9 protein-coding genes are annotated in these 12,265 nt (G+C 68.8%); 5 read left to right on the top strand and 4 right to left on the bottom strand.

What is annotated here, in order from left to right; genetic code table 11:
- Positions 1–41: 41 nt before the first annotated feature.
- A complete protein-coding gene (locus tag TBIF_RS21505) occupies positions 42–299 on the top strand; it encodes an HPr family phosphocarrier protein (RefSeq protein ID WP_024796803.1) in 258 nt (85 codons plus the stop codon).
- A gap of 15 nt (positions 300–314) precedes the next feature.
- Here the strand turns inward: TBIF_RS21505 and TBIF_RS21500 are convergent, their stop codons facing one another.
- From TBIF_RS21500 to dapF, 3 genes are read right to left on the bottom strand one after another with little or no spacing between them, the layout of a single operon-like run.
- Positions 315–1,406 (bottom strand): hypothetical protein, encoded by a 1,092-nt coding sequence (locus TBIF_RS21500; RefSeq protein ID WP_024796802.1) that lies wholly within the window; start codon positions 1,404–1,406, stop codon positions 315–317.
- Positions 1,387–2,871, bottom strand: coding sequence for a GTPase HflX (gene hflX, locus TBIF_RS21495; RefSeq protein WP_024796801.1), 1,485 nt, complete (start codon positions 2,869–2,871; stop codon positions 1,387–1,389). The genes TBIF_RS21500 and hflX overlap by 20 nt, the downstream gene beginning before the upstream one ends.
- Positions 2,872–2,917: 46 nt before the next feature.
- Positions 2,918–3,787 (bottom strand): diaminopimelate epimerase, encoded by an 870-nt coding sequence (dapF, locus tag TBIF_RS21490; protein ID WP_024796800.1) that lies wholly within the window; start codon positions 3,785–3,787, stop codon positions 2,918–2,920.
- A gap of 126 nt (positions 3,788–3,913) precedes the next feature.
- Between dapF and betT the strand changes: the two genes are divergently transcribed.
- From betT to TBIF_RS21470, 4 genes are all read left to right on the top strand, one after another.
- Positions 3,914–6,049, top strand: coding sequence for a choline BCCT transporter BetT (gene betT, locus TBIF_RS21485; protein WP_024796799.1), 2,136 nt, complete (start codon positions 3,914–3,916; stop codon positions 6,047–6,049).
- A gap of 9 nt (positions 6,050–6,058) precedes the next feature.
- Complete coding sequence (locus TBIF_RS21480) at positions 6,059–7,537, top strand: aldehyde dehydrogenase family protein (protein WP_024796798.1); 1,479 nt, start codon at positions 6,059–6,061, stop codon at positions 7,535–7,537.
- Between the two features lie 11 nt (positions 7,538–7,548).
- Positions 7,549–9,111: a GMC family oxidoreductase gene (locus TBIF_RS21475; protein ID WP_024796797.1), complete on the top strand. Its 1,563-nt coding sequence runs from the start codon at positions 7,549–7,551 to the stop codon at positions 9,109–9,111.
- Positions 9,112–9,247: 136 nt separating this feature from the next.
- The gene (locus tag TBIF_RS21470) at positions 9,248–11,422 is read left to right on the top strand and encodes a malate synthase G (protein ID WP_024796796.1); all 2,175 of its coding nucleotides are present in this window, start codon (positions 9,248–9,250) and stop codon (positions 11,420–11,422) included.
- Between the two features lie 77 nt (positions 11,423–11,499).
- Here the strand turns inward: TBIF_RS21470 and TBIF_RS24180 are convergent, their stop codons facing one another.
- The gene (locus TBIF_RS24180; protein ID WP_038172305.1) at positions 11,500–12,264 is read right to left on the bottom strand and encodes an IclR family transcriptional regulator; all 765 of its coding nucleotides are present in this window, start codon (positions 12,262–12,264) and stop codon (positions 11,500–11,502) included.
- Position 12,265 lies beyond the last annotated feature (1 nt).

Raw genomic sequence — 12,265 nt, 5'->3', positions numbered from 1 at the left:
CTGCTAGGCCTAGTCTCAAACCACCCACTGAAGGAGAACCCATGTCCAGCACCACCGCCATCGTCGGCTCGTCGATCGGCCTGCACGCCCGTCCCGCAGGCATCATCGCGGAGGCCGCGGCCGCCGCGGGCGTGCCTGTCACCTTGTCCGTGGACGGCGGCGAGCCGGTGGACGCCGGCTCCGCGCTGATGATCATGACGCTGGGCGCCGCCAATGGCGCTGTCGTCACCATCACGTGCGAGGACGACGCGACACTGTCGAAGATCGCCGCCCTCGTGGCCGAGGACCTCGACGCCTGAGCTGACCGGCCCGCCTCAGCGACGACGACGGGAGATGCCGAGCAGCCCGACGGCGACGACGGAGCCGAGCACGACGGCCGCCGCGACGCCGATCCCCCAGCTACGCGCGCTGGCTCCCGTCGTCTCGGCGCCGGCCGCGATCGGGCCGGCGGGCGGCTCGGCGGCTACGGGGGTGGCGGCAGTGCCGGCGAGATCCACCGCGCCGCGCAGGACCAGGATTGGCGGCAGCGGCCCCCCTGCGGACTCCGAGCCGGCCAGCAGATCGCCGTCCGCGGTGAAGGCGATGGCCTCCCCCTGCACCTGACCGGGCAGGGGCACCCGCACCGGCTCGCCCCGCAGCGCCTCGACGATCCCGCCAGCGCCGACGGGGTAGAGATACAGGTCGGTATAGGTGCGCAGTGCGACGACCTCGCCGGCAGCGGACACCGCGCCGCCGGTGATCGCGGGCAGGTTGACGCCCGCGATCGGGCCCCCTGGGGTGTCGGTGGGGTTGATCTTGACCGAGCCCACCTTGACGAGTGGGCCCGGGCCGGGCTCGGCCAACGTGCTGAGTCCGGCGCTGTCCGCGGGGATGTACACGCCGGCGGAACCGAGGATCTCCTTGGTCACGATCACCGGCACGCCGTCGGCGCCGAGCAGCAGTGCCTCGCCGTCATGCGGGCCGTCCGGATAGGTGAGGCGGTGCAGGGTCCCGTCCTCGCCGCCCAGCCCTAGACCGCCCAGCGCCATACCGATCAGCGCCACGGTCTCGCGCTGCCGGCCGTTGTCGCCCAGGTCGGCCAGCCACAACCGCCCGTCCGGACCCACCGCGAGGTCTTCCACATCGCGGGGGTCGATCGGCACCGGAAGCCACTGTTGGACAGCGCATTGTGCGTCCAATTCCGCGACCTTGTCGTCGTTTCCGCTATCGCCGATGGCGTAGATCAGCCCGTCCGCCACGGCCAGCCCCGACAGCTCGGCCAGCCCGGGGTCCGTGGGCGTGCAGAGCTCCTCGAAGGCCGGCGTGGCCCCGGCGGGGGCCGCCGCCAGCCCGGCCAGCAGCGCGCCCGCCGACGCGCCGGCTACGACCCTTTCCCGCCAGCGCATCTCAAGCGGGGTCGGCGTCACGCACCGGCGCTGGTGCGAAATCCGCGAGTGTCGTCGCCAGGCTGCTGGGTACCTTCGCCACGATCAGTGTGCCGGTCTCCTCGTGCGTCGACTCCAGAATGGTGCCGTCGCTGTGCACCTGTGCCATGAGGTCTCCGCGCGAGTATGGGACCAGCGCGGTGATCTCGACCTCGGGGCTCGGCAGCATCTCGCCGAGCCGCGTGCGCAGCTCGTCCATCCCCTCGCCGGTGTGGGCGGAGATGAAGGAGGCGTTGCGCAGGACGCCCCGGAGCTGGGTGAGCATCACCGGGTCCGCGACATCGATCTTGTTCACGACCAGCAGCTCCGGCGGCGCGTCGGCCTCGTTCTCCCGCAGCACCTCCGCGATGACGTCGTTGACGGCCTTGATCTGCTCAATCGGCGCGGGATCGGCGCCGTCGACCACGTGCAGCAACAGGTCCGCACTGGCAACCTCCTCCAGCGTCGAGCGGAACGCCTCGACCAACTGCGTGGGCAGGTGGCGGACGAAGCCGACGGTGTCGGTGAGGACCAGCTCGCGGCCGTCGTCGAACTCGGTGCGCCTCGTGGTGGGATCGAGAGTGGCGAACAGCGCGTTCTCCACCAGCACGCCCGAGCCGGTCAACGCATTGAGCACGCTGGACTTGCCCGCGTTCGTGTAGCCGACGATGACCACCGATGGCACGCCGGTGCGCAGCCGCTGACCCCGCTTGGTGTCACGCGACTTCTTCATCTCCTTGATCTCGCCCCGCAGCTTCGCCATGCGGTCACGGATCCGGCGACGGTCGGTCTCGATCTTCGTCTCGCCCGGGCCACGGGTGCCCACGCCGCCGCCGGAGCCGCCCGCGCCGCCGCCCTGCCGTGACAGCGACTCGCCCCAGCCGCGCAGCCGCGGCAGCATGTACTGCATCTGCGCGAACTCGACCTGCGCCTTGCCCTCGCGGGAGGACGCGTGCTGGGCGAAGATGTCGAGGATCAGCGCCGTGCGGTCGACGACCTTGACCTTGACGACCTTCTCCAGGGTGTTGAGCTGCGCCGGGCTGAGCTGGCCGTCGCAGATGACGGTGTCCGCGCCGGTGGCAAGGACCACCTCCCGCAATTCCTGCGCCTTGCCGGAGCCGATGTAGGTCGCGGGGTCGGGCTTGTCCCGGCGCTGGATCAGCGCGTCGAGCACGGTGGAACCGGCGGTCTCCGCCAGCGCGGCCAGTTCGGCCATGCTGATCTCGGCCTGCTCGGCGGTGCCGCTGGTCCACACTCCGACCAGGACGACCCGCTCCAGGCGCAGCTGGCGCTGCTCCACCTCGGTGACATCGGTCAGCTCGGTGGACAGCCCGGCGACGCGGCGCAGCGAGGCGCGTTCCTGCAGGGCCATCTCGCCGGAGGTGGGCTCAGCCCTGTCTGCGCCGGTTTGGCCTGCGTCGGGGTCCTCAATGATATTCAGGTCATCAGCCTCATGTGATTTCGTCATACACCTCTAGTCTCCCACGATATCCGCGCTCGCACACCTGCCCTACCTATCTGCCCGTCCACCAGTCGTCGTCGATCTGACCGCGGGCCACCAGGGCCGACGGCCCCCGCAGATAGGTGGTGTCGTCGCCGATCCGCACCCGGACGCGGCCGCCAGGCACGCGCACCTCCACCTCGCCGCTCGCCAACCCCTCGCACCGCAGCGCCGCATAGGCGGCGGCGACGGTGCCCGTGCCACAGGACCGGGTCTCCCCCACCCCGCGCTCGTGCACCCGCATGTCCACGCCTCGTCCGCCATCGAGCCTCGTGACAATCTCCACGTTGACCCCTCGGGGGAACAGCGCCGTGTCGAACTCCGGCAGCCCGGTCAGGTCCCAGCCGGCCAACGTCGCCGCGCCACCGTCCACCACACAGGCCAGGTGCGGATTGCCCACGTCGATGCCGAGGCCCTCGATCTCGCGGCCGCCGACGACGGCCCGCGAGGCGCCCAACTCCGCGACCGGCCCCATGTCCACGGTCACGTCGCCATGGACCGGCCCGGCGGAGTGCACGACGACGGACCGCGCCCCGGCCCGTGAGCCCACTACGAACTCATCGCGCTCCTCCATGCCCGACGCGCGCAGATAGTGCGCGAACACCCGCACGCCGTTCCCGCACATCTCGGCGATGGAGCCATCGGCGTTGCGGTAGTCCATAAACCAGTCGTCCGCGTCGAATCCGCGCACCGCGTCCGACGGCACGGCGCCGGCCGTGACCAACGCCCCGGCCCGCGCGACCCGCAGCACGCCGTCGGCCCCCAGGCCCCGCTGGCGGTCGCACAGCCGGGCCACACGGTCTGTGGACAGCTCGATCCGCGCGGCCAAATCGGGCAGCACGATGAAGTCGTTCTCGGTGCCGTGCCCCTTGCAGAAGTCCATCCGACCAGTGTAATTGCCGTGGTCGGCCACCCTAGTTTCCACTGCCTGTTGTCAGGCTTCAGACCCAATTGCGAGCTCAGCAATTCGGCCCAGATCCGGCCAGTTTGGCGTGTAGCGTTCAGGCGTATGTCACGTCCAGGATTTTTCCGCCGTGCTAACAATCCGCTCTCCGATGCTGACCAATCCGGCGATCCACCTCCGAACGACGCTCACCCCGCGGTCCTGAACAAGACCGTCTTCTTCACCTCGTCGTCGATAATCCTGGCGCTGGCGATCTGGGCGATGGCTGCCCCCACCATGGCCGAGGAGGTCATCGGCACCGTCGTCAGCTGGATCTCCAACGGCTTCGGCTGGTACTACTTCCTCGCCGCGACCATATTCCTGGTGTTCATCGTCTTCATCGCGTCCTCGAGCTTCGGCAAGATCCGACTCGGACCCGAGGAGTCCAAACCCGAGTACAGCCTGTTCACCTGGGGCTCGATGCTGTTCGCCGCCGGGATCGGCATCGACCTAATGTTCTTCTCCGTCGCGGAGCCTGTGACGCAGTACCTGCAGCCGCCAGAGGGCGCCGGCGAGACACACGCCGCGGCCCGCCAGGCGGTGACCTGGACTTTGTTCCACTACGGCATCACCGGGTGGGCCATGTACGCCCTGATGGGCGTGGCGCTCGCGTACTTCGCGTTCCGCCGGAACCTGCCCCTGACCATCCGCTCCGCCCTCTACCCGGTGATCGGCAAGCGGATCAACGGCCGCATCGGCGACGCCGTGGACACCGCCGCGGTGCTCGGCACGATCTTCGGGATCGCCACCTCCCTCGGCATCGGCGTGGTGCAGCTCAACTACGGCCTGAACTTCATGTTCGGCATCGCCCAGGGCACGGCCACCCAGATCGCGCTCATCGCGGTGGCGGTGTTCATGGCGACCGCCTCCGTGGTCTCCGGGGTGGACAAGGGCATCCGCAGACTCTCCGAGCTGAACGTCATACTGGCGATTCTGCTGATGCTGTTCATCCTGTTCGCCGGGGACACAGTGTTCCTGCTCAACGCGATCGTGCTCAATGTTGGCGACTACATCAGCCGCTTCCCCGGCATGACCCTCGACACCTTCGCCTTCGACCGCCCCACCGCCTGGCTCAACGCGTGGACGTTGTTCTTCTGGGCCTGGTGGATCGCGTGGGCGCCGTTCGTCGGGCTGTTCCTCGCGCGGATCTCCCGCGGCCGCACCATCCGCCAGTTCGTGGCCGGCACGATGATCATCCCGTTCCTGTTCATCCTGGTGTGGATCTCGATCTTCGGCAACAGCGCCCTAAAGGTGGTGATGAACGGCAACACGGAGTTCGGCGAGTCCGCGATGAATGCTCCCGAGACCGGGTTCTATTCCCTGCTCGACCAATACCCGTGGGTGCCGGTGACCGCGGGCATCGCGACGATCACGGGGCTGCTGTTCTACGTCACGTCCGCGGACTCCGGTTCGCTTGTCATGGCGAACTTCACCTCGAAGTTGAAAACACCCATGACCGACGCGGCCCCGTGGTTGCGGATCTTCTGGTCGGCGGCCATCGGCCTGCTCACCCTGTCGATGCTCATCGTCGGCGGTGTCCCGACTCTGCAGAACGCCACGATCATCATGGGCCTCCCGTTCTCGTTCGTGATGTTCCTGGTCATGTTCGGGCTGTATAAATCCCTGCGGCAGGAATCGTTCAAGGTCCAGAGCTTCCGGGGCGGACTGGCGGCCTCGCTGTCCAGCCGCACCGGCAGCGAGGCCCGCGGCACGACGCGCAATTGGCGCCAGCGATTGCAGCGGCTCGCCCTGTATCCCGGCCGCGCCCACACCGAGCGCTTCCTCGCGGAGGTCTGCGCTCCCGCGCTCCGGGACGTGTCCGCAGAGATCCGCGGCACCGGCGGGGAGGCCGAGTACGTCGAGGGCGTCATTGAGGAGAGCGGGATGGCCTATCTACACCTGACCGTGCCCTTCGGCGAGCAGCAGAGGTTCACCTACAAGATCTGGCCCACCGAGGCGCCGATGCCGGCGTTCGCCACCCGCTCGCAGCGCGGCACCGACACGTATTTCCGCGTGGAGGTATATCTGAACGAGGGCAGCCAGGGCTACAACGTCACGGGCTACACGAAGGACCAGATAATCGGGGATGTGCTGGACCAATACGAGCGGCACCTGCACTTCCTGCACCTGCAGCGATCCGACACCGAACCCAGCCACCCGCAGGAGACCGGCACGCCGGACATCGTCTCCGACGACACGTAAGGAATAGCAATGACTGCACCAGCCAGCATGTTCATCGATGGCCGATGGGTCCCGTCCAGCTCCGGGAACACCCGCGACATCCACTGCCCCGCCGACGGCAGCTTCGTCGCGACGGTGTCCGAGGGCACCAGCGCCGACGCAGAGGCCGCCATCGCCGCGGCCCGGCGGGCATTCGACGACGGACCATGGCGCGCGGTCCCCACCTCCCAGCGCGGCGACCTGCTGCTCGCCGTGGCCCGCGAGATCCGCGCCCGCAAGGCGGAGTTCGCCCGCGCCGAGACCCTCGACACGGGGAAGCGCCTCGTCGAGAGCGAGATCGACATGGAGGACATCGCGAACTGCTTCGACTACTTCGGCAAGCTCGCCGGGCAGGACGCGGGCCGCATCGTGGACGCCGGCGACCCGAACGTCGTCAGCCGCATCGTCTACGAGCCCATCGGGGTGTGCGGGCTGATCGGGCCCTGGAACTACCCGCTGCTGCAGGTGGCGTGGAAGGTCGCGCCGGCGCTGGCCGCCGGCAACACCTTCGTCCTCAAGCCCAGCGAGCTCAGCCCGCACACGGCCATGCTGCTGATGGACGTGCTGCACTCGCTGGACCTGCCCGCCGGGGTGGGCAACCTGGTCCTGGGCGCCGGCGCGGAGGTCGGCGCGCCGCTGTCCGGGCATCCGGACGTCGACCTGGTGTCCTTCACCGGCGGACTGGAGACGGGGAAGGTCATCGCCGCGTCCGCCGCCGGCACGGTCAAGAAGGTGGCGCTCGAGCTCGGTGGCAAGAACCCCAACATCATCTTCGCCGACGCCGACTTCGACGCGGCCCTCGACAACGCCCTCAACGGCGCGTTCGTGCACTCCGGTCAGGTTTGCTCGGCCGGCGCCCGCCTCATCGTCGAGGAATCCATCCGGGACCGCTTCGTCGACGAGTTGGTGCGCCGGGCCAAGAAGATCCGCCTCGGCGGCCCCTTCGACACGGACGCCGAGACGGGACCACTGATCTCCGCCGCGCACCGGGACAAGGTGCACAAGTACGTGCAGGACGGCATCGCGGAGGGCGCGGTGCTGCGCTGCGGTGGCGCGTTCGGCGCCGGTGACCTCGAGAGCGGCTACTACTACGAGCCCACCGTCCTGGACAACGCCCGCTCCGGCATGTCGATCGTCGTGGAGGAGGCGTTCGGCCCGGTCGTGACTGTCGAGTCGTTCACCACCGAGGACGAGGCCGTCGCGATCGGCAACGACACCCGCTATGGCCTTGCGGGCGGCGTGTGGACCCAGGACGCGGGCAAGGGGCAGCGCGTCGCGGGCCGCCTGCGCCACGGCACCATCTGGATCAACGACTTCCACCCGTATCTGCCGCAGGCGGAGTGGGGCGGATTCGGCCTCTCCGGCGTCGGGCGCGAACTCGGCCCCACCGGACTCGCCGAATACCAGGAGGCCAAGCACATCTACCAAAACCTCACCCCGGCCGTGACCGGCTGGTTCCCCGAACACTGAAAGGCCAGGACATGAGCGAAGACCGTTTTGACTATGTGGTTGTCGGTGGCGGATCGGCGGGCGCGGTAGTCGCCGCCCGACTCAGCGAGGACCCCGAGGTGACGGTGGCGCTGGTGGAGGCCGGCGCCAGCGATGTGGGGGACGACGCGATCCTGCAGTTGGACCGTTGGATGGCGCTGTTGGAGTCCGGCTATGACTGGGACTACCCGATCGAGCCCCAGGCGCACGGCAACTCGTTCATGCGGCATGCCCGCGCCAAGGTCCTCGGCGGCTGCTCCTCCCACAACTCGTGCATCGCGTTCTGGCCCCCGCGGGAGGACCTCGACGAGTGGTCCGCGAAGTTCGGGGCGCGCGGTTGGGAGTCCGCGAACACGTTCCCCCTGCTCACCCGGCTGGAGAACAACTCGGAGGAGGGCCCGCTGCACGGCCACGATGGTCCGGTCCGGATCCGCACCGTGCCGCCCGTGGACCCATGCGGTGTCGCCCTGCTGGACGCGTGCGAGCAGGCTGGCATCCCCCGGGCGAGGTTCAACACCGGCGAGACCGTCGTGAACGGGGCCAATTTCTTCCAGATCAACGCCCGCGAGGACGGCGTCCGGGCGTCCTCCTCCGTGTCCTACGTGCACCCGATCCTGGGGCGCGAGAACTTCACGTTGCTCACCGGTCTCCGCGCGAAGAAACTCAACTTCGACGCGGACAAGCGCTGCACCGGCGTCGACGTCCTCGACGCCGACCTGATCCACACCCGCACCATCCACGCCACCCGCGAAGTCGTCGTCTCCGCCGGCGTCATCGACTCGCCCAAGCTGTTGATGCTCTCCGGGATCGGCCCCACCGCCCACCTCCGCGAGCACAACATCGAGGTGCTCGTCGACTCCGGCGGCGTCGGCTCGTATCTGCAGGACCATCCCGAGGGCGTCATCCAGTGGTCGGCGAAGCAGCCGATGCCGACGACGTCCACGCAGTGGTGGGAGATCGGCATTTTCACCACCACCGAGGAGGGCCTGGACCGGCCGGATCTGATGTTCCACTACGGCTCGGTCCCGTTCGACATGCACACCGCCCGGCAGGGCTACCCCACCACCGAGAACGGCTTCTGCCTCACTCCCAACGTGACCCACGCCCGGTCGCGGGGCACCGTCCGGCTGCGCAGCATGGACTACCGCGACAAGCCCCTCGTCGACCCGCGGTACTTCACCGATCCCCATGACATGCGGGTGATGGTCCACGGCATCAAGCTCGCCCGCGAGATCGCCGCCCAGGACGCGCTGCGCAATTGGGTCGGCGAGGAGCTCTACCCCGGCCCCACCGTGCAGACGGACGCGGAGATCGAGGAGTACATCCGGCGCACGCACAACACGGTGTACCACCCGTCGGGCACGGTCCGCATGGGCCCGGAGGAGGACGCCATGTCACCGCTGGATCCCGAGTTGCGGGTCAAGGGCGTGCGCGGCCTCAGGGTGGCCGACGCGTCCGTGATGCCCGAGTTGACCACGGTCAACCCCAACATCACGACGATGATGATCGGCGAGCGCTGCGCCGACCTGATGAAGGCGGCGCGCGCCCAGGGGTAGACCCCTGATGCGGGTTGCCACACCAACGCGTAGAATTTCGCTAGACAGATCAAAGATTTCACATGGTGGAATCATCCCCGTTTGAGCTCCGGCCCGGCGGGGCGGATTTAGCCGACCCCGAGAGTGAGGAAGCACCGTGAGCGATCGCGAGACCGTCGACGGAATCCAGGTGGACCGGGTTCTCTACGATTTCATCAACAACGAGGCGCTGCCAGCGGCAGGCGTCGACCGCGAGAAGTTCTGGACCGGCGCTTCCGCGCTGTTCACGGACCTCGCGCCGCGCAACCGCGAGCTCCTCGCCAAGCGCCAGGAGCTGGCGGACCAGATCGAGGCGTTCCACACCGCGGCCCCCGGCCCGGTGGACGCCGCCGAATACAAGGCCTTCCTGACCGAGATCGGCTACCTCGTCCCCGAGCCCGCCGACTTCGCCGCCACCACCGAGAACGTCGACACCGAGATCGGCGCGACCGCAGGCCCGCAGCTCGTCGTCCCGGTCCTCAACGCTCGCTTCGCGCTCAACGCCGCGAACGCGCGCTGGGGCTCGCTCTACGACGCCCTCTACGGCACCAACGCCATCTCTGAGGCTGACGGTGCCGAGAAGGGGAAGGGCTACAACAAGGTCCGCGGCGACAAGGTCATCGCCTGGGCGCGTGAGTTCCTCGACGCCGCCGCGCCGCTGGCCGCCGGCAGCCACGCAGACTCCACGAAGTACGCCATCGTCGACGGCGCACTCGCCGTGACCCTGGCTGACGGCACCGTCACCGGACTGCGCGACGCGGACAAGCTCGTCGGCTACCTGGGCGAGCTCGCCGCCCCATCCTCGGTGCTGCTGCTCAACAACGGCCTGCACCTGGAGATCCAGATCGACGCCGCCTCCCCCATCGGCTCGACCGATGCCGCCGGAGTCAAGGATGTCGTGATGGAGTCCGCGATCACCACGATCGTCGACTTCGAGGACTCCGTCGCGGCCGTCGACGCCGAGGACAAGGTGCTCGGCTACCACAACTGGCTGGGCCTGAACGCCGGCACACTGACCGAGTCCGTCGCCAAGGGCGACAAGACCATCACCCGCAAGCTCAACGAGGACCGCGTCTACACCGCCATCGGCGGCGGCGAGCTCGCCCTGCACGGGCGCTCGCTGCTGTTCGTGCGCAACGTCGGCCACCTGATGACCAACCCGGCGGTGCTCGACACCGAGGGCAACGAGCAGCCCGAGGGCATCCTCGACGCGCTGGTCACCGGCCTCGGCGCCATCCCCGGCCTGGCGACGGACAACAAGCTGCGCAACAGCCGCACCGGCTCCATCTACATCGTCAAGCCGAAGCAGCACGGCCCCGAGGAGGTCGCTTTCACGCGCGAGCTGTTCGAGCGCGTCGAGCAGATCCTCGGCCTGCCGGAGAACACGCTCAAGATCGGCATCATGGACGAGGAGCGCCGCACCTCGGTGAACCTCAAGGCCTGCATCAACGAGGCCAGCGAGCGAGTCGTGTTCATCAACACCGGCTTCCTTGACCGCACCGGCGACGAGATCCACACCTCCACCGCCGCGGGCGCGATGATCCGCAAGGCCGAGATGAACCAGGCCCACTGGAAGACCTCCTACGAGGACTTCAACGTCGACGTCGGCCTCGCGACCGGGCTCCCCGGCCGCGCCCAGATCGGCAAGGGCATGTGGGCGATGACCGAGCTCATGGCCGAGATGCTGGAGCAGAAGATCGGCCAGCCTAAGGACGGCGCGAACACCGCGTGGGTGCCCTCGCCCACTGGCGCCACGCTGCACGCGACGCACTACCACCGCGTAGACGTCTTCGAGCGCCAGCGTGAGCTCGCCGCCGCCGGCCCTCGCGCCAGCGTCGACGACATCCTGCAGCTCCCCCTCGCCCCGTCCACCGACTGGACGGACGAGGAGAAGCGCAAGGAGGTCGACAACTCCTGCCAGTCGATCCTCGGCTACGTCGTGCGCTGGATCGATGCGGGTGTCGGCTGCTCGAAGGTGCCGGACATCAACGACATCGACCTGATGGAGGACCGCGCGACGCTGCGCATCTCCAGCCAGCTGCTCGCCAACTGGATCCGCCATGGCGTCGTGACCGCCGACTTCGTCGTCGACTCGCTCAAGCGCATGGCCCCCGTCGTGGACCGCCAGAATGCCGGCGACGCCGACTACCGGCCCCTTGCCCCCAACTTCGACGGCAACATCGCCTTCGAGGCCGCGAAGGAGCTCATCCTCGAGGGCACGGACCCCAACGGCTACACCGAGCCGATCCTGCACCGCCGCCGCCGCGAGTACAAGGCCGCGAACGGGCTGTGACCACCCGCTAGAGACCGGCCGGGCCCCGCACCTTCGACAGGCGCGGGGCCTGGCCCGTCTCTACCGCTTGCCCAGCACTACAGCTCGCCCAGTCCCGCCACGGCGCCGCGCATGAACGGGATCACCGCGTCGCGCTCGTCCGCCGAGAACCGGCTGGCGGGGCCAGAGACCGACAGTGCGATCTTCGCGGAGTCGCCCACCGTGGCCACCGCCGCGCAGCGGACCCCCAACTCCTGCTCCGCCTCATCCGTGGCGAACCCCACCTCGCGGACCAGCGCCAGGTGCGCAATGAACTCATCCGGGTCCACGATCGTGTTCATGGTGTGCCGCGTCATGCCCCGCCGCGATAAAATCCCACGCACGACGGCCTCCGGCAGGCCCGCGACCAGGGCCTTTCCCACCGCCGTGCAGTGCACGTCCACCCGCCGGCCCACCTCGGTGAACATTCGCATCGAGTGCTTCGAGGGCACCTGCGCGAGGTAGACCACCTGGTCGCCGTCGAGCATCGCCATGTTCGCTGTCTCCCCGGTCTCCTCGACGAGTGCGGACAGCGTGGGCTGCACCCACGAGCCGAGCAGCCGCCCGGCGGACTCCCCCAGCCCCACGAGCTTCGCGCCCAGCGCGTACCGACGGGAGCGCTCCTGGCGGACGAAGCCCTGATCCCGCAGCGTCGCCATCAACCGGTGGATGGTCGGCGCAGGCAGCCCGGACCGATCCGCCAGCTCGCTCAGCGTGGCAATGCCGCCCAGCTCCGCGAGCTGCTCCAATAGGCTCAGCGCGCGGTCCACCGATTGCACCCGCGGATGCGGCCTCGCTCCGTCGCCCGTTGACTCTGTGCTCATG

The organism is Tomitella biformata AHU 1821 (genome assembly GCF_000524475.1).
Classification (GTDB): Bacteria; Actinomycetota; Actinomycetes; order Mycobacteriales; family Mycobacteriaceae; genus Tomitella; species Tomitella biformata.
The sequence above is the reverse complement of the archived record's forward strand: the minus strand, read 5'-3'. Positions and strand labels throughout refer to the sequence as shown.

Coding starts and splice junctions, on each gene's coding strand:
- TBIF_RS24180 (WP_038172305.1), bottom strand. CDS start 12,264: ATGAGCACAGAGTCAACGGGCGACGGAGCGAGGCCGCATCCGCGGGTG.
- dapF (WP_024796800.1), bottom strand. CDS start 3,787: ATGGACTTCTGCAAGGGGCACGGCACCGAGAACGACTTCATCGTGCTG.
- TBIF_RS21475 (WP_024796797.1), top strand. CDS start 7,549: ATGAGCGAAGACCGTTTTGACTATGTGGTTGTCGGTGGCGGATCGGCG.
- hflX (WP_024796801.1), bottom strand. CDS start 2,871: ATGACGAAATCACATGAGGCTGATGACCTGAATATCATTGAGGACCCC.
- betT (WP_024796799.1), top strand. CDS start 3,914: ATGTCACGTCCAGGATTTTTCCGCCGTGCTAACAATCCGCTCTCCGAT.
- TBIF_RS21505 (WP_024796803.1), top strand. CDS start 42: ATGTCCAGCACCACCGCCATCGTCGGCTCGTCGATCGGCCTGCACGCC.
- TBIF_RS21480 (WP_024796798.1), top strand. CDS start 6,059: ATGACTGCACCAGCCAGCATGTTCATCGATGGCCGATGGGTCCCGTCC.